Genomic DNA, 25,611 nt, shown 5'->3' on the forward strand with positions numbered 1-25,611 from the left:
GTTTCCATTGATACGCAAGCCCATGTCGCTTCCTTCCGCCGAAGAACGTGCCGAATGGTCGTTTGACCGACGCCGCGAACGCCTCGTGCGTACCCTGCGCGAGCGGGGGATCGAAGATGAACGCGTGCTGGAGGCGATCGGGCGCGTGCCCCGGCATCGGTTTGTGGAGCCGGGCCTGCGGCACCGGGCGTACAACGACGAGGCGCTGCCCATCGGGCGCGATCAGACCATCTCCCAGCCCTTTACGGTGGCCTACCAGACCATGCTGCTGGGCGTTACGCCGCGCATGAAGGTGCTGGAGGTGGGCACCGGGAGCGGCTACCAGGCGGCCGTCCTGTGCGAGCTCGGCGCCCGCGTCTTTTCCATCGAGCGGCACGCCGATCTGTTGTCGCGCACGCGCGACCTGCTCCGCACGCTGGGCTATCGCATCACGGCCAAAAGCGGCGACGGCTCGAACGGCTGGCGGGCCTTTGCCCCGTACGATGGCATCATCGTAACCGCCGGCGCCACCGCGGTGCCCGACGCGCTGGTCGATCAGCTGCGTGCGCCGGAGGCCGAAACCGAGGACGCGCGCGGCGGCCGCCTTGTGATTCCGGTGGGCGACCGCGAGAGCCAGGAGATGCTGCGCATCACCCGCACCGGACCGGAGGCCGTGCAGCGCGAATCGTTTGGCGACTTTCGCTTCGTTCCGCTTGTCAGCGATGGGGACTAACCAGGCCCACCCGGCACCCGCTACGCCCGGTAGCTGCCGTCGCGCGCCATTTCTTCGAGGCGTGCCACGCGCTCCTCCGTGGCCGGGTGCGTGGAAAAGAGCGACCGCAAGCCGCTCAGCGCCCCGCTAAACGGGTTCACGATGAACAGGTGCGACGTCGACTCCTGCGCCTGCGGCATTGCATACCGCGCCGCGCCCGCCTCCAGCCGCTGCAGGGCATGGGCCAGACCCATCGGATTCTGCGCGATGCGCGCGCCCTCCCGGTCGGCCGCGTACTCCCGCGACCGCGAGATGGCCATCTGGATCATGACGGCCGCGAGCGGGGCCAGAATCAGCATGAGGAGCGACGTGAACACGCCGTCGCGGTCGCCGCGGTCGAAGAAGATGCCGAAGCGCGCCAGCAGCGTAATGGCCGCCGCCAGCGTGGCCGCAACCGACGACGTGAGGATGTCGCGGTTTTTGATGTGCGCCAGCTCGTGCGCAATCACGCCCTCCAGCTCCTCATCGGTGAGCTGCTGCAGGATGCCGGTGGTAACCGCCACCACGCCATGCGCCGGGTTGCGCCCCGTGGCAAAGGCGTTCGGCTGATCCGACGCGATGATGCACACCTGCGGCATGGGCAGGTCGGCCCGTTGGCGGAGCCGGTCGACCATGGCGTAGAGCTCCGGCGCCTCGTCGGCCGACACGGGCTCCGCGCCGTGCACCTTCAGCACGATGCTCGCGCTAAACCAGTAGCTAAACGCATTCAGCCCAACGGCCACCAAAAGCGCCACCAGCATGCCGCCGGGGCCGGCGAGGGCGCGCCCAATGAGCGCAAACAAAACAATGAGTGCCGCCATCAGGGCGGTGGTACGAAAAGCATTCATTGCACTACGTGAGCGTAAGGAGGGAAACGTCGGGCGATACGAAGGTCAAAGGGTGTGCCAGCCGCAGGCGGGCTGCCGAAGTGTCAGCCCAGCAGGCCGAGCGTAAGGAAAACGTTGTACAGGGCGTGCGTCCAGGCCGCTACAGCAAATCCGCGCCACAAAAACAATCCGTTGAGGACGAGCCCAAAGAGAAACCGGAAGGTGAACGATGCGAGCGCGAAGGCATCGCCCATGGGGCCGAGGTAATGCACCGCGCTAAACACGAGGGCGCCGATAAGCGCGGCCAGCGGGTAGGCCCACCCGCGGCGGGCCATCAGGTGGCGCAGCGTCCACGCGAGGCCGCCCACCAGCAGCACGCGAAAGACGAGCTCCTCGTACACCCCGGCGCCCACAGAGAGCGCGAGCCGCGTGCCGAGGGCGCCCCCGCCCGGCGCCCACTGGCCCAGCACAAGCCCCACGGTTCCCGAAACCAGCGCCGCCCCCACCACCGCGTAGAGGCCACTCTCGGCCACGACGAGGCTTGCAACGTCCCACCGCAACGGCACCTGACGGCCGCGCTCGGCCCACCACACCAGCGCCGCCACGCAGCCCACGGCCACCGCCAGGGCCGCCACGCCCCGCAATCCAACCACCGCCAGCCCCTGCCACATCCACACCTCCGCGCCCACGCGCACCCCATGGGCCCCAGCCGTCCACCGCAGTCCTTCGTACAGCAGCACCAGCAGGATTCCGTGGATGAAGCCGTAGGTGGGCGACCGCGTCGCGCGATGATACACCGTCCATGTCATGGGTGCGTCCTCCGTTTGGTCTGGATCACCGAGCATAACGTGCAACACGAGGCTTCGGTTACACCCCGTGCGCCCAGCGGGGCCACAATAGACCGCCGCTGCATCCTGCGTTAAGAACGTGTGGGGTATTGCGCGCGGCCTCTCCCTTCTGCATATTACAAATGTACGTTGCATGCAAAAACGCCCACGAGCCCCGCTGCTCGCATACCGCAGCGCCCCGGCTGCACAGTGCTTCCCCGGAAGGATTTCGCGTCGTTATGGCAAACACCCTCATTCCTGCCGATCAGATTCGTCTTGCGGCGCGTCGCTTCAAGATTCTGAGCGAACCGGTACGGCTTGAACTCCTGAACCAGTTGCAAAAGAAAGGCGAGATGACGGTGAGCGAGCTGGTGGACGCCACCGACCATCAACAGGCCAATGTAAGCAAGCACCTGGGCCTGATGGCCCGCGAGGGGCTGCTCCATCGCCGCAAGGAGGGGTTGTACGTGCACTACTCCATCTCGGACCCCACGCTGTCGGCCCTGTGTATGCTGGTATGCGGGCGCTTGCGTGACGAATCGGACGCCGACGATGCGCCGTAGAACGATGCTGCGGCTCTGTTAATCCCTGTCGAAACCAGGCGGGCAGCGGATCCTAACGCCCAATGCCTCGTGAGAAAGCGCCGACATTACAACACCCGCCAACGTAGCTCAGTTGGTAGAGCAGTCCCCTCGTAAGGGACAGGTCACCGGTTCGAGTCCGGTCGTTGGCTCACCACAAGCCCTGCAGCGTTCGCTGTGGGGCTTTTTTGTTGCTCATGCGCCCCCGTTTCTTCGTATTAACACGACGCGCCCGTTATGTGGACCCAGCGCACCCTGACCCTCGACCCGCGCCCGCGCGGTTTTCACCTCATCACGGATGCCGTGCGCGACGCCCTCGACCTGTCAAACGTCGCCGTGGGCGTGCTGCACGTGTTCATCCAGCACACCTCCGCGGCGCTCACGATTAACGAAAACGCCAGCCCCGCAGTGCGCGGCGACCTAGAGCGGCACTTCAACGAGATGGTTCCCGAAGGCCAGCCCTACTACGAGCACACCCTAGAGGGCCCCGACGACATGCCGGCGCACATCAAGGCGTCCATGCTCAGCCACACCCTTACGGTGCCCATCAACAACGGCACGCTGCAGCTTGGCACCTGGCAGGGGTTGTACCTGTGTGAGCACCGCACCCAGGGCGGGCCGCGCACGCTGGTGCTTACCGTGCACGGCCAGGCCCCCGAGGCCGCCTAATGGTGCCCACACATGGAAAAGGCAACCCATGGGCCGGGTTGCCTTTCAGGGGCTACAGCGCCACACCGTAGCCTCCACGATGCTTCAAAACAGGTTCTCAGAACCGCAGCGTTAGAGGCGCTTCCGGCTCCGGTTGCGGTGCCGCCGCCGACGCGCACGCTTCGCCTTCAGCCGCTTCTCCTCCGACGGCTTCAGGTAATTCATGTTTTGGCGAAACTCCCGCAGCACGCGGCTCCGGTTTACCTGACGCCGAAAACGCTTGAGTGCACGATCGATCGATTCGTTGTTACGAACTTTCACTCCAACAGCCAAGATGGATCCCTCCTTGCGATGTCTGGTTACGATGATTAACTTAGTTGGGCCTCACACCCGAGGTAGTAGCTGAGTTACAGGCCCTGTGCCGACATGTTTCTCCGTCCTCGTCCTTGCGTACCCCTCGTTGTTCATGCAGATCCCTCGCCGCCTGGTGCTGGCTACCGGAAACCCCGGAAAGGTCCGTGAAATTCAAGCCCTTCTTGCCGATCTGCCCATTGCTTTAATGACGCTCGATGCGCCGCCCGCGGTGGATGAGGATCGGGCGACGCTGGCGGGCAACGCAATCAAAAAGGCCCGCGCCTCCGCCGAGCAGTCGGGGGCTGTGGCGCTGGCTGACGACACCGGCTTGTTTGTGGATGCGCTGAACGGGCGGCCCGGCGTGCGCACCGCGCGCTTTGCGGGCGATGCGGCCACGGCCGATGACAACAAACGCCACCTGCTCTCGGTAATGGATGGGGTGACGGAGCGCGCCGCCCGCTTTCGGACCGTTGCGGCGCTGGTTTGGCCCGACGGCCCCGCCCGCACGTTTGCGGGCGTTTGCGAGGGACGCATTGCCGCGTCGCCCCGTGGCGAGGGCGGCTTTGGCTACGATGCGCTGTTCATTCCCACCGGGCACACGCGCACCTTCGCGGAAATGCCGGAGCACGAGAAAAACGCGATCAGTCACCGGAAACGGGCACTCGATGCCGTTCGCACCTTCCTTTCCACCCACGCTTCGTCGGAATGATTGCTCTCGTTCAGCGCGTGTCATCGGCGGCCGTAACCGTTGACGCCTCCACCACCGGACAGATTGGCGATGGCTTGCTGATTTTTCTTGGCGTGGCCACCGGCGACACCACCGACGAGAGCGCGTGGCTCGCCCACAAGTGCGCCCACCTGCGTGTCTTTTCGGACGCCGATGGCCGCATGAACCACTCCGCCTTGGATGTGGGCGCCGAGGCGCTGGTGGTGCCGCAGTTTACGCTGTGCGCCGACGTGGCCAGCGGGCACCGGCCCTCGTTTACCGACGCGGCCCCGCCCGACCAAGCGAAGCGCCTGTACCGGCACTTTGTCGAGGAACTGTCCGCCCAGCTCGACCGCCCCGTTCCCACCGGCGTCTTTGGGGCGATGATGGACGTATCGCTTACCAATCACGGACCGGCCACCTTCTGGCTTGAGCGCTCGCCCACCGACGCCTAAGTTTTCCTACCCATTGCTTCTACACTCCATGCGCTATCTGCTCTCGCTGCTTGCTCTTTTGCTCATGCCCCACCTGGCTGCTGCACAGGCAACGTACGTGTTGCACAACGCCACCATCTACACCGCCAACACCGAGCAGCCAACGGCCGAGGCACTTGCGGTGCGCGGCAACCGGCTGGTGATGGTGGGCTCCGCCGCGGATGTGCTGGCCTCCTACCCCGAGGCCCGTCGCATCGACGCGGGCGGGCGCACGGTGGTGCCGGGCCTGATTGACGCGCACGGGCACCTGATGGGCCTCGCCACGAGCCTGATCCAGGCCGACCTCGTCGGCACGCCGTCCAAAGCAGCCATTGTGGATACGCTCCAGGCGTTTGCAGCCACGCTCCCCGAGGGCGCGTGGCTGCGCGGCCGCGGCTGGGACCAGAACGACTGGCCCACCACCCAATTTCCCACCCGCCAGGTGCTGGATGCGGCCTTTCCCGATCGTCCGGTGTACCTCGAACGCATCGACGGGCACGCGGCCTGGGTGAACACGGCGGCCATTGAAGCAACGGTGGGCCTCGGCAGCCTGCGCACGATGGACGATCCCCCCGGCGGCCACATTGTGCGCACCGACGACGGCGCACCCACCGGTGTGTTTGTTGACGCAGCGGCACAGCTCATCAGCGACCAGATGCCGCCGCTCTCGGACGAGGCGCTGGATGAGGGGTTGTCGCGCGCGCTGGACGTCACCGCTCGCAACGGCCTTACCGGCGTTCATGACGCGGGCGTCGACCGGGCCACGGTACAGCGCTACCAGGACTTTATTGACGCGGGCGCTTTTCCGCTGCGCCTGTACGGCATGATTGCCGGCCGCGGCGACACGTTCACGCACTTCTGCCAAAACGGCCTGCTGCACGACTACAACGGCCGCCTCACGGTCCGATCGGTGAAGTTTTACATGGACGGCGCGCTGGGCAGCCGGGGCGCTGCGCTGCTGGAGGACTACAGCGACGATGCGGGCAATCGCGGGCTGCTGCTGCAATCGCCCGATACGTTTGCGGCCAACGTGCGCGCTGCGCTTCGGTGCGGGCTGCAGGTCAACACGCATGCCATTGGCGACCGCGCCAACCGGGTGGTGCTCGACACGTACGAAGCGGCCATCGACTCGCTGGGCGCGGGCCCCGGGCGGCATCGCATTGAACATGCGCAGATTTTGCATCCCGACGACCTGCCACGCTTTGCCGCGCTGAACGTCATCGCGTCGATGCAACCCACGCACGCCACGAGCGACATGCCCTGGGCCGATGAACGGCTGGGCGACGAGCGGCTGCAGACGGCGTATGCGTGGAATTCGCTGCTCGAAAGCGGCGCGCGCCTCGCGTTGGGCTCCGATTTTCCCGTGGAGGACGTGAGCCCCATCGAAGGCTTTTACGCGGCCGTCACCCGGCAAGACGCGCAGGGGCAGCCGGCCGGCGGCTGGTACCCCAGCGAACGCCTCTCGCGCACCGCGGCGCTGCACGGATTTACCATCGACGCGGCCTACGCCGCCTTTCAGGCCGACGACCGCGGCTCGCTCGAAGTGGGCAAGTACGCCGACTTCGTCGTCCTCTCGCAGGACCTGATGCAGGTGCCCGCCCAACAGATCCTCGACACCCGCGTGATTGCAACCTACGTGGGCGGCGCGCCGGTCTACCACGACGACGCCTGGCCCCACACCCCGTAACGGCTTCCACCCCGCTCACCCATTCCCCGCTGCTCATGCCTACCTTTCGCGCCACGGTTGACGACCAAACGTTTGACCTGTCCCTCGACGACGGATCGCTCACCGTCGACGGCGAACCCGTCGCCTACTCGTTTGAGCAGATCCGTCCCGGCTACGTCTCGCTGATCGTTAACGGCCGCAGCATTCCGCTTGCCATCGCCCCCACCGACACCGACGGAACGCTGGCGGTGACCATTGCCGGTCGCCGCACCACCGTTGCGGTCCAGGACGAGCGGGCGCTGCTGCTGGAAGAGTTTGGACTCGCTGATGCGCTTGCGGCCGGACAGCAGGAGGTGCGCGCGCCCATGCCCGGCCTCGTGTTGGACCTGCTCGTTTCGGAGGGCGACACCGTGGCGACCGATGACGGCCTGCTCGTGCTGGAAGCCATGAAGATGGAAAACGAGCTGCACGCGCCCGCCGATGGGGTTGTGGAAGCCATTCATGTGGCCCCGGGCGATGCCGTCGACAAGAACGCCTTGCTCCTCGAAATTAACGCGGGATAGCCTGTGCATGTACTTGTAACCGGCGCCACCGGCCTGCTCGGCTCGGTGCTCACGCGCCAGTTGGTGGATGACGGCGCGACGGTGCGCATCTTTCGGCGCGCCACCTCCTCGTTGGAGGCGCTGGGCGACTACAGCGCGCAGGTGGAGCACGCCACGGGCGACCTCCGCGATGTGTACGCCGTGCAGGAAGCCATGCACGGCATCACGCACGTCTACCACACCGCCGCCGTTGTCCCGTCGGGCACGCTCCGCGAGGAAACGTTGCATGCCGTGAACGTGCAGGGCACCGCCCACGTGGTGGACACCGCGCGCGTTGCGGGGGTGCAGCGGCTCGTGTACACCTCAAGCATTGCCGCCCTGGGGCGCCACGGCGACCAGACGGTCTCCGAGGAGACGGTTGCAGCGCACGCGGCCCTGTCGGGGTACGGCCAATCGAAGCGCGCGGCCGAGCGCGAGGTGCACCGCGGCATTGCGGAAGGCCTCGACGCGGTCATCGTGAACCCGTCGCTGATGTTTGGCCTGGGGCGTCCCCACGAAAATACGCGCCGGATTGTGGAGCTGGCGCGCCGCGGGTGGCTGCGCGTGGTGCCGCCGGGCGGTACCGGCGTTGTCGATGCGCGCGATGTGGCCGCCGGGCACCGCCGCGCCATGCGCCACGGCGCCACCGGCACCCGGTACATCCTGTCGAGCGAAAACCTGTCGTGGCACGCGATCGGGCGCACGCTCAACGCGGCCTTCGGGCAGGCCCCGCCCCGCTACACGCTGCCGGCCGCCGCGCTGCACCTCACCGGCCGCACGGCCGGACTCTTGGCGCGCGTCGGGTTGCCCACCAGCGCACTCCGCGATCAGGCGCGGGCTGCCACCCGCCGCACGCGTTATTCCAACCGCCGCGCCATCGAGGAACTCGGCTGCTCGTTTCGTCCCTTTGCCGACACGGCCGCCTTCCTTGCCAACGCGCTGCCTTCGGATACGTAGCCCCTGGATGCGCGCCCAATAGCACAATGGTAATCTCCGATTAACAGTATCACGAAAACGAATGCTGGCGGAACGCATACGGGCTGTGTCCGCGATATGTCTGGGACGTGCCCCGATGCTACGATGTCTACAACGCGTCTTTTCTGCTTCCTCTTGCTCATCGGCCTTGTGCCGCTCGCGGGGCGCGCGCAATCGGGCACGGGCAGTGTGCGCGTGGCGCGCGTCCTGGAAGGCGACATGCTGCAGCTCGCCGACGGCCGCCGGGTGCACCTTGTGGGCGTCGATGCCCTCTCGCCCTACACGGGGCTGCAGCTTCGGCGCTGGGCCCGTGCCTCCGGCCGCTCCCTGGAGGATCTGCAATCGCTCGGACGGCTGGCCCGGGGCTATGCCCGCCTGCTCCTTGACAGCGCCCGCGTCCAAGTCGTACCGGCCGCCGCCCGCCCCACCAAAGATGCGTACGTCTGGGTGACCGACGCGCAGGGCACACGCCGGTTTATGCTCAATGCGCGGATGATTGTAGACGGCTACGCCTACGCGCGCTTGACCCGCCCCTTCAAACAGCTAGAATCGTTTTGGGCGTACGAAATCGAGGCGCGCCAGAACAAGCGCGGCCTCTGGGGCAACACAACGCTGCCCGCACTGGAAGCCACCACCCATCCCGTGCCCCCGCATGTTGCCACCTCAGCCATCTCGTGCCAGACGTTTCCGTCACCGGCCTTTGCGCAACGGTTCTTTCGCCGCTTTGGCGGTCCGGCCCGCGATCCTTATGGCCTGGACCCCGACGGCGACGGCGCGGCATGCGGCGCGGCATCCATTGCACGTCCGTAACGCCTTGCGCCCCGCACGCGCCCGGCACCGCAGAAACCCCGGCGCCCGCTCTCCATAGGAGCGGACAACACGGCGCGCCCCCCGCTCCTTCAACGAGGAGCGTTCGCCTACCCCCTTTGACGAAATGCATCATGTGCCATGAGTGGCTCCTCGACGCTTGCCGCGTCAACCCAGCACCTTTCATCCGAATCGTCCGGCGGCGAAGGCATCCGCACGGCGGTTGCGCAAGGACGCGTGCTGCTGTCCACCGAAGCGTTTGAGCAGCTCCGCGAGGGCACGATTCAGAAAGGCGATGTGCTTACCGTGGCCAATATCGCCGGCATCATGGGCGCCAAACAAACCAGCACGCTCCTCCCCCTCTGCCATGACGCCCAAATCAACGGCATCGACATCGACTTCTCGCTCGATGCCGAGGCCGAAGCGGTTGTCATTCGTGCGTACGCCAAGTCGCTGGGCATCACCGGCGTGGGTATGGAAGCTTTAACCGCCGTTTCGGTGGCCGCACTCACCGTCTTCGACATGTGCAAGTCGATCGACAAAAACATCCAGATCACCGACATCCGCTTGTTGGCCAAAACGGGCGGCCAAAGCGGTAGCTGGAAGCGCGCCGTCGACGCGTGATGCCCGTTGCTCCCGTCCCTTCACCTGCGTGTGCACCTATGCCTTCGCTGTCTCCCGATACCACCGCCCGCTACGCCACATTCGCCACCGTGGGGGCGCTTGGCCTTACGCAAGACCTGACCCACACGATGCTGCGCTCGCTTGGGGACATAGAGGGCGCCGATCCGGAACTGATTGCAGAAGAGACGCTCTGCCTCGTCGCGACTGCCACAGCGCGTGCCGTGGCGGTCGCGCTTTCGAAGCGCACCGACGATGCGTCGCTCCCCGATGCGCTGCTTGCCCTGCCGTACACCTACCGCGATTACCTCCTGGGGCTGTCGATGATGGAAGCGCCCGACGCCCCCGGCGACGCCAACGCTACCGATGCCATCCACGCGCGGCTGGAGCGGAAGCTCTCCTTCTATCGGACGCACCTGCCCGACGGACGCTTTCCGGGGCCGCGTGCGTTATCTGACAAGATGGAGCTGTGGATGGGCCGCATCAGCCCGCCGGGCCTTCCCGAATCGCCGCAAGAGCGCCTCGCGTCGCTCGACCTGGTGCCGCCCGTCGTGCGCCACCTCAAGCTCGTGCTCGCGTACGGACGGCAGCCCGAAGCCAGCACAACGTAACGTACAAACGCGGGCTGCGCCTGCGTAGTGCGTAGACACAGCCCGCGCGGCGGGTTCGTGAAAACGGTCGTTTCTCAAGGCGTGCGCGACGTCAGCTGATACGCCTCCTGAAGGTTCATGCTCGTGCGCAGCAAGAACCACGGCAGCAACTGTTGGCGGCATTCCTCGGGATTGTCTTGCATCCGTTCGAGCCACCACGCGCCGGCATCCGTGTCCTCGTCGGTGCACTCCAGGACGTACTTGTAGAAGAAGCGGATGGACCGCTCCAGCTCGCCATACTGTTCGTCCGATAGACGATACAATGTGCGTGCAACCTGCAGGTAGGCACGCGCATGCGCCACCGAGACCTCGCCCGGCGTCACCTCTGCATAGTACTGGCAAAAACGACGCACCCAGTACAGCATGGTCTGTGTGTCCTCGGCGACGATATTCTCCTGTGTCGCCGCAGCCTGCAACGCTTCTCCAATAGTTGGCAGTTGGTCGATGAGATGCGCGTCATCAGCGATCATTTCCCCAGGACGCTGAGCCGAGTCGAAATAACGGAGCGGATTGACAAGCTTCATGATGAAATCTCAAATCTGCTTCGATGAACGGAATCCTCCCTCCAAGCCTGTGGCGTCCACCGCAGCCGCCGCGAGGCGACGATCGATGTACAGCAACGACTTGCATACACTGTCACCATGAGTACGAAAGAGCAGTCATAAGTTCCAGTGCAGGTTACATATTTGCTCCAAAAGATGATGTTTTGCCGCCAACAATAATCATGCCCGTATTGTATTCCCGAACAAAAAAAGGGCTAGAATGGCGTGAGTCCGTGGTTTTGTGAAGTGAAGCGCACTGTCGTCGCCATGACTCCCCACACCGCTTGATTTAATCTTTACATTCTTAGGACTTGCCAATCGACGGACAACGGGGTGTTTTGTACCTCTTGCACCCTGTGGGCGTTAGATGTGCGGGGGCGTTTTATCCATGAACGGATGGCTCGCGCCTGCTTGCCCCGATGGGATCTGGGAAGTGATGATGGTGGGCCGGCCACAGAACCTGAGCGGCCGCATAGCCGCCCCCTGCGCCCCCTTCTCGTGCCACGACCGCGCATACGCGGGGCCCGCGAACAGCCGGGCGTTATCTGCCCTCTGCGGACGCGCTTGCATCCTGACGTTTCGAACAACGCCTACACGACCGATGCCCTCATCTAAAAGATGATTCCAAGACGCAACGGGAGCACCAGGTCGACGGCCGTTTCGCCAATGACGAGTGACGGGTCGGCTTCGACGAAGAACGAGCTGTCACGCAGCAGCCAAGCCCGCCCGAGGCCCAGATGAAACGTGGGGCTGCCGCCGGCTTGCGTTTCTCCAAACGGCACGTACGCGCCCACACCGCCCATCACGTACGTACCTACGGCGTTCCCAATGGGCACCGTGACAATCGCCGACACCTGCGGATTGAACGCATATGAGGCTTCGTCTTGTCCCTCCAGCACGTAGCCCGTGAACGACGATCCAATAGCGAGCGACACGTCGGCATTGATGGGCGCCGACATGCGCAAGAGCACGCCCGGCCCCACGCCCTGCTCCGTGCTCGCCTGCACATTTAACCCTAAGCCGACCCGCGGCCCGCTTTGTGCCTGGCTCGCCGCCACTTGTAGGCCCCATAGAAGAAAACATACGAACAATGTGCGGGCTGCGTATCTCATGTAAAAACCAGAAGTCGTTTGATGAATCATGGGGGTGCACGAGCCGTACATACGGCGTCTGTTCGGGTCGGCTCCTTGTGGGCTTGGCGCCCGTTAGCATAGCCGCCGCCACAGCGCACAATAGAACGTAGGCGGTGGCCCGTAGAGGGTCAACCACCAACGCGCCGCCCCCGAACGATTCAGCACGTTTGTGCAGTGCTTTCACCAAGCCGCCTTCATTAAGCCCCTGGCTGCATGCCTGACGCCACCCCTGCCGCGCCCCTCAACGGAACCGCTTCCGCCGCTTCGTCCACCTGGGACCCCGCGGCCTACGAAGGACTCGACTACTACGCCCTCGACGACCTGCTCCCCGCCGACGCCCGCGCCATCCGCGACCGCGTGCGCGGTTTCGTGACGGATGCCGTCCTTCCCATCATTGAGGATTACGCGGAGTCGAAGACGTTTCCCGAGCACCTCATTCCGCAATTTGCCAAGCACGGTCTGCTGGGGCCGCACCTGCCCGCGGCCTACGGCGGCGGAGGCCACAGCAACCTCGTGTATGGCCTTATGATGCAAGAAATTGAACGGGCCGACTCGGGGCTGCGCTCGTTTTGCTCGGTCACCGGCTCGCTCGTCATGTATCCGATCTGGCGGTACGGCAGCGACGCGCAGAAGGACCGCTGGCTGCCGGCCCTAGCCGCCGGTGAGGCTATCGGCTGCTTTGGACTCACCGAGCCCCATCACGGCTCAAACCCGGCGGGGATGGAGACGCGCGCCGTGCGCGACGGCGACGACTGGATACTAACGGGCCACAAGCGCTGGTCAACCAATGCCTCCATCGCCGATGTGGCAGTCATTTGGGCAAAGGACGAGGCGGGCACCGTGCACGGGTTTCTTGTGGAAACCGATCGCGACGGCGTCTCCACACCGACCATCGACGATACGTGGTCATTGCGGGCCGCGGTGACGAGCGAGGTGATCCTCGACGAGGTGCGCATTCCTGATGCGCATCGCCTGCCCAACGTGGAAGGACTTCGCGGCCCGCTCTCGTGCCTGACGCAGGCCCGGTACGGCATTTGTTGGGGCGCTACGGGGGCCGCAATGGCTTGTTACGACGTCGCCCGCCAGCATGCCACCAAGCGCAAGCAGTTTGGACGCCCCATTGGCGGCTTCCAGCTGATTCAAGAACGCCTCACCGACATGGTGCAAGAAATCACCAAAGCCCAGCTGCTCAACTGGCGCCTAAGCACCCTGAAGGACGACGGCACCATGCGCCCGCAACAGGTGTCGCTGGCGAAGCGCAACAACTGCCAGATGGCGCTGGACGTCGCCCGCTCGGCGCGCCAAATTCTGGGCGGCAACGGCGTTACCGGCATGTATCCGGTGATGCGCCACATGGCCAACCTTGAGTCGGTTATCACGTATGAAGGCACGCACGAGGTGCACACGTTGGTGGTTGGCCAAGACGTAACAGGCGAAAATGCCTTCACGTAAGGCACGCTGCCCTCACCCCTTTCTCTCTTTGCCTGATTTGATGTTTCCCTCTGTCTATGGATGAACCGCGCGGGCGTGTCCGGTTGTATGCCGGAGCTGTCCTGGTCGTGCTTTGCCTTCTCTTGGGCCGCCTGGTGCAGTTGCAGCTGGTGAGCGGCGACACGTACTGGGGCACGGCCCAGAGCATTGCCGTACACGAGCGGTCGGTGCCCTCGGCGCGAGGTGCCATCTACGGCCGTAACGGCACGCTGCTCGTTGACAACCAGCCGGCGTACACCATCACCCTCACGCCGCGCTACTTCGACCGCTCGAAGCTGCCCCTGTTGGCGGACCTGCTGCGCGTGCCCGACAGCACCGTTGCCCGCAAGCTCGCCGAAGCGCGCGCCTGGAGTCCCTTTCGTGCCAGCCGTTCGTTCAAAAACCTGCCGTTTAAGACCTTCAGCCGCGTCCAAGAACATCTGTACCGGCTCCCCGGCGTTTCCTACGTCATCGATCAGCGGCGGCGCTACCGCACCGAAGCAAACTTCACCCATACCCTGGGCTACGTCCGCGAGATCGGCGACCGCGCCCTGCGGCGCCTGCGCGATGACGGCTATCGCCTGGGCGACCGCATGGGGATTACGGGCCTGGAAGAATCCTACGAGGAACAACTGCGCGGGCGCGACGGCACCGAGTACGTGTTTGTGAACGTCCGCGGCATGCCGGTGCAACCGTACCGCAACGGCGCGATGGACCAGGCCCCCACCAGCGGCTTCAACCTGCACCTTACCCTCGACCCGCAGGTGCAAGCCCTGGCCGAATCGCTGTTTGTGGGCAAGCGCGGCGCTGCCGTGGCGCTTGACCCGGACAACGGGGAAATTATCTCGTTCGTCAGCCACCCAGACTTTTCGCTTGAGCGCTTTTCGCAGACCATCGATCCGGCCGTGTGGGACAGCATCCGCACCGCGCCGTCCGATCCGCTTTACAACCGCGCATCGATGAGTGGCTTTCCGCCGGGTTCTACCTGGAAACCGTTCATGTCGCTTGTGGCCCTGCAGGAGGGCATCCTTTCGCCCGGCGAAACCCTCAATTGCCCCCCCGCATGGCGCATTGGCCGGCGGTATTTCCATAACCACGGCACCAAGGATTACGGGCGCATCACCATCCCCAAAGCCCTGGAGGTGTCCTGCAACACCTTCTTCTACCAGGTGATGCTCAAGATGGACGTCAACACGTGGCACGACTGGGCCCTCAAGTTTGGGTTTGGACAGCGCGCGCCCCTCGACATCGACGATCAGTTGCCGGGCCTCATCCCCGATTCCTCGTACTTCAACCGAACCTACGGCCGCTGGACCCGGGGCTACACCGTAAACCTGGGCATCGGCCAGGGCGACATGAGCGTTACGCCGCTGCAACTGGCGCGCTACGCGGCGGCCTTGGCCAACAAAGGCACGCTGGTGCCCCCCCATTTTGTGCGGAAGATGGTGCACCCTGAAACCGGCCGCGTGATACGCCCCGATCACCCGCCCGAAAAATCCATTCCCATAAAAACGGACTACTTTGACATTGTGCGCGAGGGCATGCACCGGGTGATGCTGAACGGCACCGGCCAGTGGGTGCAAATTCCAGGCATCCCCAGCGCGGGCAAGACGGGAACGGCGCAGAACCCGCACGGCAAAGATCACTCGCTGTTCATCATGTTTGCCCCGTTCGACGATCCCGAGATTGCCATCGCCGTGGCGGTCGAGAACGCGGGCTACGGCTCTACAGCCGCTGCGCCCATTGCCAGCCTCATGGCCGAGCAATACCTGACCGGCACCATCGCCGACACCTGGCAGCGCCGCTACTGGATCAAGCGCTTGATGAACGAGGTACGCAGCGCGCCGCTCACGCCCCCCGACTCGGTGCAGCCCCCTCCTGCGCCGGAGGAGGCCCCCGCGTCGTCCGTCACGGCGGCCGCTACTGTTCAAACCGACTGACGCCCCATGGCCCGCGCTTATACCCAACGCCTGGATCTGTTTGCGCTTGCGGCCTGGGTGGGCCTGGTGGCCACCGGACTCATCGCCATCTACAGCACCACGCATGGCCCCGCGGCGGCGTTTGCGCCCGAGGGAACCGGCAACAACTTCCAACGACAGCTGATGTGGGCCGGGCTGTGCATCGTGGGGCTCGCCATTGCCCTCACCATTCCGGTGCGGTACTACCGGCACCTGGCGTTTCCGGCGTACGTCGTGTCGATCCTTCTGCTTATCGCCTCACTCGTCATTGGCGTAGAGGTGAACGGTGCAAAGTCCTGGATTGCCCTGGGACCGGTGCGGCTGCAAGTCGCCGAGATTGCCAAAGTGGGCACCGTGCTGGCCGTCGCCCAGTTGCTCTCTGAGCGCCGCATCAACAAGGCACGGAAGGTAAACGCCGCCCTGCAAGCGGTGGGGCTGCTTCTGCTTCCGGCCGTGCTCATCCTCATGCAAAACGATACCGGCACGGCCCTCGTCTTTTTGGGGCTGGTGCCCGTCGTGCTGTTCTGGAGCGGCATGCCGCTGTACATCATCGCGCTCATTTTGTCGCCCGCCGTGACGGGGTACATCGCCCTGCTATCGCCGCCGGTCGCCCTCGGGTTCGGGTTGGTGTTTACCGGAGGGCTGTACTGGTACACCCGTCAGCGCTACGTAACGGCCCTGGCGGCGCTCCTTACGGGCGGCGTAGCTGCGAGCCTTTCCGTGTTGATGACGTACGTCTTCCAGCCGCACCAGGTGGCCCGGCTGGTGTCGTTCACGAACCCCGAGGCCGAGCAATGGCGCCAGGGCGTAGGCTTTCACCTCGTGCAATCCAAAGCGGCCATCGGGTCGGGCGGCCTCTGGGGGAAGGGCTTCATGCAGGGCACCCAAACCCAAGGCGCCTACGTGCCCGAACAGTCAACGGACTTCATATTTAGCGTGATTGCCGAAGAGTTTGGGTTTGTGGGCAGCGTGGTGCTGCTTGCGCTGTTTGCTGCGCTGCTGCTTCGCCTGATCCATCTCGGCAGCAAGGTCAAGCACCCGTTTGGGTCGATGGTGGCCGCCGGCACGGTGGGCGTGTACCTCATTCACATCTTCGTGAATATTGGAATGGCCACAGGCCTGCTGCCGGTTATTGGCATTCCGCTCCCGTTCGTGTCGTACGGCGGCAGCGCCCTGGTAGCCAACACCGCCATGCTGGCCATCGTCCTGAACACCCACATGCGGCGCGACGACCTCTCCATCTACGGCTATTGAGCAGGCTCGCGTACCTGCGTAACCACGAGCACCACGGCGCCCACAGCCAACGCGGCGCCCACGGCAAACGGCACCACAAAGCCAAAGCGCACCATGTAGCCCGCCACGATCTGTCCGAAGCCGATGCCCAGGCCAAACGACACCGTGAGCACCGAGAGCTCGGCCCCCGACTGCCCCTTGCGCGCCAGGTCGCCCGCCAGCGCAAGCGACGGCGCAAACACCATCGCCCCGGCAATGCCCTGCAGCGCCCGCGCGGCAATCATCGCGGCCGGCGTCGTCACCAGCCCCTGCGCCAGCGTAGTGGGCACAAGGCTCACCAGCCCAATTACGATGAACACCTTGCGTCCCCACGTGTCGCTGGCGTTGCCAATCAATGGCTGAAAAAGAGCAAGCGACAGCACCAGGGCTGCAAACTCGATGGAGAACAGCGTAGGGCCTTGCGACAGGCGGGCGTTGAGCTGCGGCTCTAGCGTGGCAAGCATCGAAAAGCAGAGCGACAGGACGAGCGTTCCGATGCCCAGCACAAAGATCGAGTCGAGCCATGTGCGGCCGGACGGGTCACGCACGCGCAGCGGCACGGACCGATCGGGCGGCTCGATGTCGTCCGGGTCGCGCACCAGCAGGCCCACCAACCCGGCGCTCACCAGGGCCGAAGCCCCCGCCACATAAAACGCTGCCTCGAAGCCCGACACCTGCCACGCGGCCACCGCATACGGACCGCCCTCAATGAGAAGGCTTGCGAGCAACGGCCCCGACCCAAAGCCGACGAGGCGAAAGGCATTGTACACGCCCATGTTGCCGCCACGGTCGCCGCCTGTGCTCACCTCGTTGACGAGCGCCAGGCTGGCCGTAATGGTGAACGCCGCCGCCAGCCCCTGCACAATGCGCAGCCCAAAAAGAAAGACGTAGGTGGTGGCCCACACGAAGGCCACATTGGCCACGCTAAACACGAACAATCCGGCCAGCACAAACAGCTTCCGCCGGCCCACGCGATCCGAAAAGCGCCCCGCAAACGGCTGAGCCGCACTGCTCGCAAAGCCAAACAAGGCAAGCACCACGCCCGTCACCAACGACTCCGACAGCCCAAATACCACACCGGTCACCGTGCCACTTGCGATGTACAGGGGCAAGACAATAATGAGAAACGAATTGCCCAGCGCGTCGGCCATGCGCGCAAACGCCAGCGCCAGCACACGCCGATCCATGCCCAACAAATGCGTCGGCGAAGTCGCTATAGAAGCCATACAGTTGTTATACAAGTGATACAGTGCGGTAGGGCCTCTACGATACCCCAATTTGAGAAGTGCCGGCCCTTCATCCGGTGTACACGATAAAGGCATTTTGTTGCGGAATTTTGGCGAGCGCCGCGGGCGCTACCGGCGGTTTGCTTGACGTTTCACGTTCTTCGCCCGGCCGCTTTTGTAGTGTAGAGGTGCGCTCTGTTTCCCAATGTATGGTACTTCATGGCTATCGACGTTCAGGATCTGAAAGACCGCATCACCGCGCTTGTGGCCGACGACGCGCCCGACGGCGGCGCAGCAGGCAACGCCGTCGCCGACCTCCTGCGCGCGCTGAACAACGGCACGGTGCGCGCGGCCCAGCGCACCGCCGATGGCACCTGGCGCGCCAACGCCTGGGTGAAGGAGGGCATTTTGCTCGGCTTTCGCATCGGCCGCATCGTCGACTATTCCACCGACCACTTCCCCTTCTTCGATAAGAACACCTACCCGCTGAAGCCACTCCAGCTGGGCGACGGCGTGCGCGTGGTCCCCGGCGGCTCGTCGGTGCGTACCGGGGCGCACCTCGCCTCGGGCGTGGTGTGCATGCCGCCAATGTACGTCAACGTGGGGGCCTATGTGGGCGCCGACACGATGATCGACTCGCACGCGCTCGTCGGCAGTTGCGCCCAAATCGGCGCCCGCGTGCACCTCTCGGCAGCGGCGCAGGTGGGCGGCGTGCTGGAGCCGGTGAACGCCACGCCCGTGATTGTAGAGGACGACGTGTTTGTGGGCGGCGGCTGCGGCCTCTACGAAGGCTGCGTGGTGCGCGAAGGCGCCGTACTGGCGGCAGGCGTTCGCCTTACGGCATCGACGCGTCTCTACGACACGGTCAACGAAACCGTCATCGCAGGCACCGCCCAGGAGCCGCTGGAAGTGCCTGCAGGCGCTGTGGTTGTGCCCGGCACCCGCCCCATGACCTCCGACTTTGGACGCGAGCACGGGCTGTCGCTGTACGCGCCCATCATCGTGAAGTACCGCGATGCGAGCACCGACGCGGCCACCGTGCTCGAAGAGGCGCTGCGCTAGGGCGCTGGTTGGGCCCCCGCGGGCCGCGCCTGGCCGAGGGGGGCCTTGGTGCTACGTGGGCAGGGCAAACGACCCGCCGAGATCGAGCACGTGCAGGCGATCGGCGATGCCGGCCGCCTGCGCAGCCTCGCGCGCCCGCTCCGGTGGCTCGTGCAGCGGTTCATCGGACAGCGCAAACGTGCCCCAGTGGATCGGGACGGTTGGCGGTGCGCCCAAATCGGTCATGGCCTGCACCGCCTCTTCTGGACTGACGTGTACGGCCTGCATCATCCACCGCGGCGCGTAGGCGCCAATGGGCAACAGCGCAGCATCGGGCGTGCCCCAGTGCGCGTGGATGGCCTGAAAGTGCGGGCTGTAAGCACTGTCGCCCCCAAAGTAGACGGTCGCCTGCGTCGCGTCGGTGGGCTCCAGCCACCAGCTGGCCCACAGCGTTTCGTTGCGGTCGGTGAGCGTGCGCCCCGAGAAGTGCACCGCCGGCGCGCAGCGTACGGTCATGCCCCACGCGGGCACCTCGGCAAACTGCCACCAGTCGAAGGGCACCACGCGGGTGCATCCCCACCCGATCAGGTGGTTGTGCGCGCCGAGGGGCGCAATGAACAGCGGGTTGTCGCGCGCGGCTAAGAGCCGGAGCGAGGCGCGATCCATGTGATCGTAGTGGTCGTGCGAAAGGACAACCCCGTCGATGGGCGGCAGCCCGCGCGGGTCGAGCGGCAGCGCCGGAATGCGCTCGGGGCCGGCCCACGCGGTGGGGCTTGCGCGCGTGCTAAACACCGGGTCGGTAAGCAGCGTAAGGTGCGGCCACTGAATCAGCGCGGTGGCATGGCCAAGCCACGTGATGCGCAGCCGCTCGGGCGGTGGGGCAAGCGCTTCGGACGTGGGGCGCACCACCGCAGGCGGCCGGTGGTAGGTGCCGTCGACGGCCTTCCCGGCCATCCAGCGCATGGTCTTCCAGAGAGAAGCGTCACGCGACGGGCCCTGCAGATTGTAAAACCTGCCGTTGTGGTGATGGTGTTGGGTGTACCACGCGTGCGATCGAACGGTGGGAAGCATACAGTACACAGCATTAGGAGCATAAGCCGCTAAGAAACAATCAAACGCCCGGTAAAGTTTTCCGGACGGCTTATCACCGGGCCTTGCTTGCTCTCTCCCCACTTTTTCTTCCGGCTTTTTATGGAGTTTATCGCACTGGGCGATACCGACGACGTGGCGGCCAGCTGCCATTTCGTGCGCATCCACAACACGGGCCTCGTGCTCGATGCGGGCGTCGACCCGCGACGCGACGGCCGCGCTTCCCTTCCCAACTTCGACATCATCCACAGCCACCGCGACCGCTACGTCAACCATGCGCTGATAACGCATGCCCACCACGACCACCTGGGCGGATTGCCGGTGCTGGTGCAGGAGTTTCCGAACGTGGTAGCCCACATGACGGAGGCCACGCACCTCCTGGCCGAGATGCTGCTTCCGGCCTCGGCGCGGCTGCAGCGGCGACAGCGCGAGGAGGGCACCACCGATGCCGATCCGCTCTTTACCGAGGACGAGGCCGAGCTCTACCAGCAGCTGTACCTCACGCACCAGCTGCAGCAAACCTTCGACGTAACCGGCCACAGCCCCACCCCCGTGAAGGCCCGGTTCTACGATGCCGGGCACATCCTGGGCTCGGTGGGCGTGGCGCTGCAGTTTGAAGAGGAGGGCCAAACGCGCGACGTCTTTTACACCAGCGACACGAACGTCAAGCCGCAGTCGATCATTGCAGGGGCGTCGTACCCCAACAGCACCGACGTGCTCATCCTGGAGTCGACGCTGGGCAGCGACCCGGAAGCGGAGCAGACCACCCGCGGGCTGGAGACGAAGCGGTTTACCGAGCTGCTGCAGCGCACCCTAAAGCGCGGCGGCACGGCGCTCATCCCCGTGTTTGTGATGGGCCGCGCGCAGGAAATGATTGCGGTGCTTGGCCAGCTGAAGCGGCAGGGCAAAATCCCGGACGACGTGCCCATCTACACGGCCGGCTCCATGCGCGGCGTGGCCGACATCTACGACCGCACCCGAAACAACACGCCCCGCCTCGATTCCGACTTTCGCGTGTTTGGCGTTTCGCAAGAGCGTCTGCCCTACAGCGATAGCGGGCTCCGCGAGGCGCTTAAGGAACCCAGCATCATGGTGGTAAGCAGCGGGATGATGTTTGAGCCCACCCTCTCCAACCGCCTGGGCCGCCGCCTCATTGAGGACGAAAAGAACGCCGTTCTGCTCGTGGGGTACTCCAAGGAGGACACCCCGGCGCGCCGCCTGCTCGATGCCGCCGCCGAGGGTCCCGGCACTGAAGTGGTGCTCTCGGAGGCGCGCGGGCCCCAGCCCGTTCGCTGCGCCGTCGAGCGCTTTCGCTTTTCGGGCCATAGCAACCGGCGGGAGCTGCTCGACATCGTTGCGACGCTCTCCCCCGACACCGTGGTGCTGGTGCATGGCGAACCCGCCGCCCGCGCATGGATGCAGGAGCAGATTGAGGAGCGCCACCCCACCGTCACGGTGCACAAGCCCGACGGCGGCGAGGTCTTGACGCTGTAACGCGGCGCCCGCGCACGGGCACCGCTCAATAAGCAATCGTTTGAAGGGCCAGCAGGCGATCGGTGCCCAGTCGCGGATCGCGGTAGTAGGCATACGCCGTGTACAGCGCGCGCCCCGAGAGCGTCCGCGCCATCAGCGCGCGGTCGTCCGACCGGTAGGCGTACGCGTAGAGCCCCTGCTTTAGCAGCACGTTGCCCTCGTAGCGCGCCTGCTTGGCGTCCCAGGCCAGCCGAAAATCGGTGGGGGGCCGGCCTTCCGTAAAGCTCCCCTGCAGATACACCGAGCGGCGGAGCGGCTGCCGGTTGGGGGGCACAAAGCGGAACGTGGTCCGAACGTACTCGGCCCTCCGCGCAGGCGTTGCCAAGGCATCCACCACGCCGCCCACCACAATTTGTCCGCCCAGCAGCGGCGCAGGCAGGCTGCCCGAGAAGTCGGCAATGTCGGGCTCCAGCTGCACCTGAAACGGCGTTACGGTGCGGTCGATGCGCTCGATGGACGCTCCTATTTGCAGCCGGCCAAGATCCAACCGATACTGCGGCGGGGCGGGCGGAAAGGCTTCGGCACGGTCCAGCACAAACCGCAGCCCGTCTTGTAGCGACAGGCGCGGGCGCTCCATGCAACGGCGCATCGGCGCGTTCCCCTGGCGCACCACGCACACGGTAAACCCAAACGCATCGCCACGTATGTCGCCGGGCGGGGTGAGCTGCACCACCGGCCGCATGGCGTTCGAGGATTGTCCGGTCATCACCACCTCGTCCATCGACAGCTGAAGCAGGGCGGTACCGTCGGACACATAGAAGGGGCGCTCCAGCAAGACCCGGTCCGGTTCCCCCTGCGCGGTGACGCGCACGAGGTACCGGCCGCTCACCCGAAACTGGATGTCGTCGTTTGGGAAGCGGTACGTGTAGTGCACGTACGGCACGCGCGTGCCGAGGGCCGCGTCGTACGAGAGGATGTTGTCGCGCGTGAAGCCGTCCATGTACTGCACGGGCGACAGGTCGGGACGGCCCTGGCGATCGGTGTGAATGAACTGGACCGATAGCGGCCGTCCGCGCGCCTCCATCAGATCAAACGCGAGCGTGAGCGACTGATCGCTGCCCAGCGTAAGGTGGGGCAGGGCGCGCTCATCGGTGCCGCGGTACAGCTGCACGGTGCGCACGGCCGGACTGGTGCGGGCCGGCGCGGGCTGCGAGGAGGGGGCCGCGGCGCTTGACGCTCCGGCTGCGCCCCCGCCCGACGTAGACTGCGGCGCCACGCACCCAGCCAGGCTGCCCCCAACGAGCCCACCGATGACGAGCAGCCAGGCGACGCGACGAACAATCATACCAGAAGAGAAACGTTGAAGGTCAGTCGGCCGCGAGAGCTACAGCGAATCGGGCACCGGATGGCCGCCCGCCGCTTCGCCCCACAGGGCGCGCAGCCGGGCATCGCGCCCACACCCCACGCGGTACGTCTTGTAGCGCTTCGGGTTTTTCTTGTAGTAGTTTTGGTGGTACTGCTCGGCGGCATAAAAAGCGATCAGCGGCTGCACCGGCACGACAATCGGCTGATCGAAGTCGTCGGTGAGCGCTTGCTTCGACGCGCGGGCCAGCCGGGCCTGCCGGTCGTTGAGCGCAAAAATGACCGGACGATACTGCGATCCGCGGTCGCAGAACTGCCCCTGGTCGTCGAGCAGGTCGACGTTGCGCCAGTACACGTACAGCAGCTCCTCGTACGACACCTGCGACGAGTCGTACACCACCTGCACGCTCTCGGTGTGGTCGGTGGCGCCGCTGGCCACCTGGCGGTAGCTCGGGTTTTCGATCGAGCCGCCTGCAAAGCCGCTGATGGTTGACTGCACGCCCGCGAGCTTGTCGAACGGCGGCTCCATGCACCAGAAGCACCCGCCCGCAAAGACGGCTGTGTCGGCCAGTGCCGGGCGCAGCGTAAGGGCCGCGGGGTCTGCCGGCACGTCCGTGCGCGACGCGGCCTCCGAGGAGGTCGAAGATTGGCAGCCGCCAAGCAGGGCGGCGCTCATAAGCACCGCGGCGAGGAAACCGCCGAAACGGTTAGCAAAGAGGATGCGCATAACGTGTATTCTACTGGTTCGGTAAAAGGATGGCGCCGTGCACGCTTGGTGCGATGTCCCCCCCCCGCTGCGCGCCTTCTGATGCAGGATCAGCACGGGGTCTTAAAGGCTTCGTAGCGCCGGGAGCGCCTCGTGCTCTGGAATGAAGTTGAGCGCAAGGCCATTGTTGCAATACCGCAATCCGGTCGGCTCGGGGCCGTCCATAAACACGTGGCCCTGGTGGCCGCTGCAGCGCGCGCAGTGGTACTCGGTGCGCACCATGCCCAGGCTCGTGTCGCGCGACGTCTCGATGTACTTCTCGGTGAGGGGCGCCCAAAAGCTCGGCCAGCCGGTGCCGCTTTTGAACTTCGTCTCGGACGAAAACAGGGGAAGGTAGCACGCCGCGCAGATGTACGTGCCCCGGCGCTGCTCCTCCAGGAGCGGACTCGAAAAACGCGGCTCGGTGCCTGCTTCAAACAAGATGCGGTACGCATCGGCCGGCAGCACCTCTTTCCACCGGGCCGTTGAAACCTGCAGCGGCTGAAACGCCTCCACCGGCGGGTGCACGTAGAAAGTGTCGGGCGGCGCGGCAGACGCTGCCGCCGGCGCCGACGCACGGGGGGTCGACGAACCACGCGTGCAGGCCGCGAGCGCCGAGGGCACGAGGGCCGCGCCCAACAGGCCCTTCAAAAAGGTTTTACGATCCATAATGCCAGACCGGTTGGTGATTGCATAAACTACGCGCTGGGTGAACCGCCACGCAGGAACATAAGCCTGCGAAGGACGACAACCAACGCATGTTTTCTAACGACAGCGTGTGCCAAACGATGCCCGCACGGTGTTACGTTGTCGTTGGTGGTACGCCCGGTGCGTCCTCTCGGCCGCCCAAGCAGCCGCTCACCGGGTCCCGTACGTGTGCTCCGAACGTTCCTCCACCCGATCGGTCGCGGGCGGCGGCGTGGGGGCACACGCAGCAATGGCGTCGTACAATTCCTCGGTCATGTCGATGTCGAGGGCGCCGAGCGAGCCTTCCAGCTGCTCCACCGAGCGCGCGCCGATGATTGGGGCGGTTACGCCGGGATGGTGCATCGCCCAGGCCACCGCGAGGCTCACGGGATGGAAGCCGCGGTCGGCCGCAAGGGCTGCAAACCGCTCGGCAATCTCGTAATGCACCCGGTCGCCATAGCGCGTCTGGTACATCTTGTTTTCCACGAGGCGCCCATCATCGGGCCGCTTATCTACGCCGTACTTCCCAGTCAGCAGCCCGCCCCCTAGCGGACTGTACGACAGCACGCCCAGGCCTTCGTGCTGCGCAAGGGGCAGCAGCTCCACCTCGGCCTGCCGCTTCGCCAAGTTGTACATCGGCTGAATGACGTGAAAGGGCGTCCAGCCGCGCGCCCGCTGCATGCCCAGCGCCTTCATCACCTGCCACGCCGCAAAATTACTCGCGCCCAGGTACAGGACCTTGCCCTGTCGCACCAGATCATCCAGCGCCCGGAGGGTTTCCGCCAGGTCGGTCTTTTCGTCGAAGCGATGGACAAAGTAGCAGTCGATGTATGCGGTGTTCAGGCGGCGCAGGCTCGCCTCCACCGCCCGGCGGATGTGGTAGCGCGAGCTGCCGCGGGCGTTAGGGCCGGCGCCGGTGGGAAAGTACACCTTGCTTGTGATGAACACCTCGTCGCGGCAGCCGGCCATGAGCCCGCCCAAGATTTCCTCCGAGCGCCCATCGGCGTACACATCGGCGCAGTCGAACGCGTTGATCCCAGCCGCGCGGCATCGATCGAACATGCGCGCTGCCATCTCGGCGTCCGCGGCATCGCCAAACGACATGGTGCCCATGCACAGCGGGGAAATTTTCACGCCCGTAGTGCCCAAGTATCGGAAATTGGTCAT

General features: G+C 65.2%; 27 protein-coding genes and 1 tRNA gene. 17 read left to right on the forward strand and 11 right to left on the reverse strand.

Annotated features, from left to right (window positions below; all coding sequences use genetic code 11):
• Positions 1 to 22 precede the first annotated feature (22 nt).
• Positions 23 to 712, forward strand: coding sequence for a protein-L-isoaspartate(D-aspartate) O-methyltransferase (locus tag SALLO_RS0106725; protein ID WP_022835544.1), 690 nt, complete (start codon positions 23 to 25; stop codon positions 710 to 712).
• A gap of 20 nt (positions 713 to 732) precedes the next feature.
• Here the strand turns inward: SALLO_RS0106725 and SALLO_RS0106730 are convergent, their stop codons facing one another.
• Together SALLO_RS0106730 and SALLO_RS15755 are read right to left on the reverse strand one after the other, a co-directional pair.
• The gene (locus SALLO_RS0106730; protein ID WP_022835545.1) at positions 733 to 1,578 is read right to left on the reverse strand and encodes a zinc metalloprotease HtpX; all 846 of its coding nucleotides are present in this window, start codon (positions 1,576 to 1,578) and stop codon (positions 733 to 735) included.
• Positions 1,579 to 1,661: 83 nt separating this feature from the next.
• Positions 1,662 to 2,402: a CPBP family intramembrane glutamic endopeptidase gene (locus SALLO_RS15755; RefSeq protein WP_022835546.1), complete on the reverse strand. Its 741-nt coding sequence runs from the start codon at positions 2,400 to 2,402 to the stop codon at positions 1,662 to 1,664.
• Between the two features lie 221 nt (positions 2,403 to 2,623).
• On the opposite strand from SALLO_RS15755, the gene SALLO_RS0106740 reads away from it, so the two are divergent.
• The 3 genes from SALLO_RS0106740 to SALLO_RS0106750 all read left to right on the forward strand — a co-directional run bounded on the left by SALLO_RS0106740 (position 2,624) and on the right by SALLO_RS0106750 (position 3,634).
• Positions 2,624 to 2,947: an ArsR/SmtB family transcription factor gene (locus SALLO_RS0106740; protein WP_022835547.1), complete on the forward strand. Its 324-nt coding sequence runs from the start codon at positions 2,624 to 2,626 to the stop codon at positions 2,945 to 2,947.
• A 97-nt stretch (positions 2,948 to 3,044) separates the two neighbouring features.
• A tRNA-Thr gene (locus tag SALLO_RS0106745) sits at positions 3,045 to 3,117 on the forward strand.
• A gap of 85 nt (positions 3,118 to 3,202) precedes the next feature.
• A complete protein-coding gene (locus SALLO_RS0106750; protein WP_022835548.1) occupies positions 3,203 to 3,634 on the forward strand; it encodes a secondary thiamine-phosphate synthase enzyme YjbQ in 432 nt (143 codons plus the stop codon).
• A 111-nt stretch (positions 3,635 to 3,745) separates the two neighbouring features.
• Here the strand turns inward: SALLO_RS0106750 and rpsU are convergent, their stop codons facing one another.
• The gene (rpsU, locus tag SALLO_RS0106755) at positions 3,746 to 3,934 is read right to left on the reverse strand and encodes a 30S ribosomal protein S21 (RefSeq protein ID WP_228702787.1); all 189 of its coding nucleotides are present in this window, start codon (positions 3,932 to 3,934) and stop codon (positions 3,746 to 3,748) included.
• A 145-nt stretch (positions 3,935 to 4,079) separates the two neighbouring features.
• On the opposite strand from rpsU, the gene rdgB reads away from it, so the two are divergent.
• The 8 genes from rdgB to SALLO_RS0106795 all read left to right on the forward strand — a co-directional run bounded on the left by rdgB (position 4,080) and on the right by SALLO_RS0106795 (position 10,407).
• Positions 4,080 to 4,676, forward strand: a complete 597-nt coding sequence (rdgB, locus tag SALLO_RS0106760) for an RdgB/HAM1 family non-canonical purine NTP pyrophosphatase (protein WP_022835550.1) — start codon at positions 4,080 to 4,082, stop codon at positions 4,674 to 4,676.
• On the forward strand, positions 4,673 to 5,128 hold the full coding sequence (gene dtd, locus SALLO_RS0106765; RefSeq protein ID WP_022835551.1) for a D-aminoacyl-tRNA deacylase: 456 nt from the start codon (positions 4,673 to 4,675) through the stop codon (positions 5,126 to 5,128). Before rdgB ends, dtd begins: the two co-directional genes overlap by 4 nt.
• 28 nt (positions 5,129 to 5,156) lie before the next feature.
• Positions 5,157 to 6,833, forward strand: coding sequence for an amidohydrolase (locus SALLO_RS0106770; RefSeq protein ID WP_022835552.1), 1,677 nt, complete (start codon positions 5,157 to 5,159; stop codon positions 6,831 to 6,833).
• A 35-nt stretch (positions 6,834 to 6,868) separates the two neighbouring features.
• On the forward strand, positions 6,869 to 7,375 hold the full coding sequence (locus SALLO_RS15760) for an acetyl-CoA carboxylase biotin carboxyl carrier protein subunit (protein WP_022835553.1): 507 nt from the start codon (positions 6,869 to 6,871) through the stop codon (positions 7,373 to 7,375).
• 3 nt (positions 7,376 to 7,378) lie between these two features.
• Positions 7,379 to 8,350, forward strand: a complete 972-nt coding sequence (locus SALLO_RS15765) for an NAD-dependent epimerase/dehydratase family protein (protein WP_022835554.1) — start codon at positions 7,379 to 7,381, stop codon at positions 8,348 to 8,350.
• A 96-nt stretch (positions 8,351 to 8,446) separates the two neighbouring features.
• Entirely contained in the window at positions 8,447 to 9,178 is a 732-nt protein-coding gene (locus tag SALLO_RS0106785; RefSeq protein WP_084696198.1) for a thermonuclease family protein, read from the forward strand.
• Between the two features lie 138 nt (positions 9,179 to 9,316).
• Positions 9,317 to 9,799 (forward strand): cyclic pyranopterin monophosphate synthase MoaC, encoded by a 483-nt coding sequence (gene moaC, locus SALLO_RS15770; RefSeq protein ID WP_022835556.1) that lies wholly within the window; start codon positions 9,317 to 9,319, stop codon positions 9,797 to 9,799.
• A 38-nt stretch (positions 9,800 to 9,837) separates the two neighbouring features.
• Positions 9,838 to 10,407 carry a hypothetical protein gene (locus SALLO_RS0106795; RefSeq protein ID WP_022835557.1) on the forward strand — a complete coding sequence of 190 codons (570 nt, stop codon included), beginning with the start codon at positions 9,838 to 9,840 and terminating at the stop codon, positions 10,405 to 10,407.
• Between the two features lie 74 nt (positions 10,408 to 10,481).
• On the opposite strand, the gene SALLO_RS0106800 is transcribed toward SALLO_RS0106795, so the two are convergent.
• Both SALLO_RS0106800 and SALLO_RS0106810 read right to left on the reverse strand, forming a co-directional pair.
• Complete coding sequence (locus tag SALLO_RS0106800) at positions 10,482 to 10,970, reverse strand: hypothetical protein (RefSeq protein WP_157621323.1); 489 nt, start codon at positions 10,968 to 10,970, stop codon at positions 10,482 to 10,484.
• Between the two features lie 629 nt (positions 10,971 to 11,599).
• Positions 11,600 to 12,100: a hypothetical protein gene (locus SALLO_RS0106810; RefSeq protein ID WP_022835560.1), complete on the reverse strand. Its 501-nt coding sequence runs from the start codon at positions 12,098 to 12,100 to the stop codon at positions 11,600 to 11,602.
• A 234-nt stretch (positions 12,101 to 12,334) separates the two neighbouring features.
• Here SALLO_RS0106810 and SALLO_RS0106815 point away from each other — a divergent pair, with 234 nt between their 5' ends.
• From SALLO_RS0106815 to rodA, 3 genes are read left to right on the forward strand one after another with little or no spacing between them, the layout of a single operon-like run.
• Positions 12,335 to 13,573, forward strand: a complete 1,239-nt coding sequence (locus SALLO_RS0106815; RefSeq protein WP_022835561.1) for an acyl-CoA dehydrogenase family protein — start codon at positions 12,335 to 12,337, stop codon at positions 13,571 to 13,573.
• Between the two features lie 56 nt (positions 13,574 to 13,629).
• A complete protein-coding gene (mrdA, locus tag SALLO_RS15775; protein WP_022835562.1) occupies positions 13,630 to 15,531 on the forward strand; it encodes a penicillin-binding protein 2 in 1,902 nt (633 codons plus the stop codon).
• A gap of 6 nt (positions 15,532 to 15,537) precedes the next feature.
• Complete coding sequence (gene rodA, locus SALLO_RS0106825) at positions 15,538 to 16,803, forward strand: rod shape-determining protein RodA (protein WP_022835563.1); 1,266 nt, start codon at positions 15,538 to 15,540, stop codon at positions 16,801 to 16,803.
• Here the strand turns inward: rodA and SALLO_RS0106830 are convergent.
• Entirely contained in the window at positions 16,797 to 18,047 is a 1,251-nt protein-coding gene (locus tag SALLO_RS0106830; RefSeq protein ID WP_040605736.1) for an MFS transporter, read from the reverse strand. The genes rodA and SALLO_RS0106830 overlap by 7 nt on opposite strands.
• 219 nt (positions 18,048 to 18,266) lie before the next feature.
• On the opposite strand from SALLO_RS0106830, the gene SALLO_RS0106835 reads away from it, so the two are divergent.
• Entirely contained in the window at positions 18,267 to 19,109 is an 843-nt protein-coding gene (locus SALLO_RS0106835) for a 2,3,4,5-tetrahydropyridine-2,6-dicarboxylate N-succinyltransferase (RefSeq protein WP_022835565.1), read from the forward strand.
• A gap of 51 nt (positions 19,110 to 19,160) precedes the next feature.
• Here SALLO_RS0106835 and SALLO_RS15780 read toward each other — a convergent pair whose 3' ends face one another.
• The gene (locus SALLO_RS15780; RefSeq protein WP_169577897.1) at positions 19,161 to 20,051 is read right to left on the reverse strand and encodes an MBL fold metallo-hydrolase; all 891 of its coding nucleotides are present in this window, start codon (positions 20,049 to 20,051) and stop codon (positions 19,161 to 19,163) included.
• 195 nt (positions 20,052 to 20,246) lie between these two features.
• Between SALLO_RS15780 and SALLO_RS0106845 the strand changes: the two genes are divergently transcribed.
• The gene (locus SALLO_RS0106845) at positions 20,247 to 21,671 is read left to right on the forward strand and encodes an MBL fold metallo-hydrolase (protein ID WP_228702788.1); all 1,425 of its coding nucleotides are present in this window, start codon (positions 20,247 to 20,249) and stop codon (positions 21,669 to 21,671) included.
• Positions 21,672 to 21,696: 25 nt separating this feature from the next.
• On the opposite strand, the gene SALLO_RS15785 is transcribed toward SALLO_RS0106845, so the two are convergent.
• The 4 genes from SALLO_RS15785 to SALLO_RS0106865 all read right to left on the reverse strand — a co-directional run bounded on the left by SALLO_RS15785 (position 21,697) and on the right by SALLO_RS0106865 (position 25,611).
• Entirely contained in the window at positions 21,697 to 22,995 is a 1,299-nt protein-coding gene (locus SALLO_RS15785; RefSeq protein ID WP_022835568.1) for a type IX secretion system plug protein, read from the reverse strand.
• Between the two features lie 39 nt (positions 22,996 to 23,034).
• On the reverse strand, positions 23,035 to 23,739 hold the full coding sequence (gene msrA, locus SALLO_RS0106855; protein ID WP_022835569.1) for a peptide-methionine (S)-S-oxide reductase MsrA: 705 nt from the start codon (positions 23,737 to 23,739) through the stop codon (positions 23,035 to 23,037).
• A 102-nt stretch (positions 23,740 to 23,841) separates the two neighbouring features.
• Entirely contained in the window at positions 23,842 to 24,426 is a 585-nt protein-coding gene (gene msrB / locus SALLO_RS0106860; protein ID WP_022835570.1) for a peptide-methionine (R)-S-oxide reductase MsrB, read from the reverse strand.
• Between the two features lie 189 nt (positions 24,427 to 24,615).
• On the reverse strand, positions 24,616 to 25,611 hold the full coding sequence (locus tag SALLO_RS0106865) for an aldo/keto reductase (RefSeq protein ID WP_022835571.1): 996 nt from the start codon (positions 25,609 to 25,611) through the stop codon (positions 24,616 to 24,618).

The sequence above is a fragment of the Salisaeta longa DSM 21114 genome (assembly GCF_000419585.1).
Lineage (GTDB): Bacteria > Bacteroidota > Rhodothermia > Rhodothermales > Salinibacteraceae > Salisaeta > Salisaeta longa.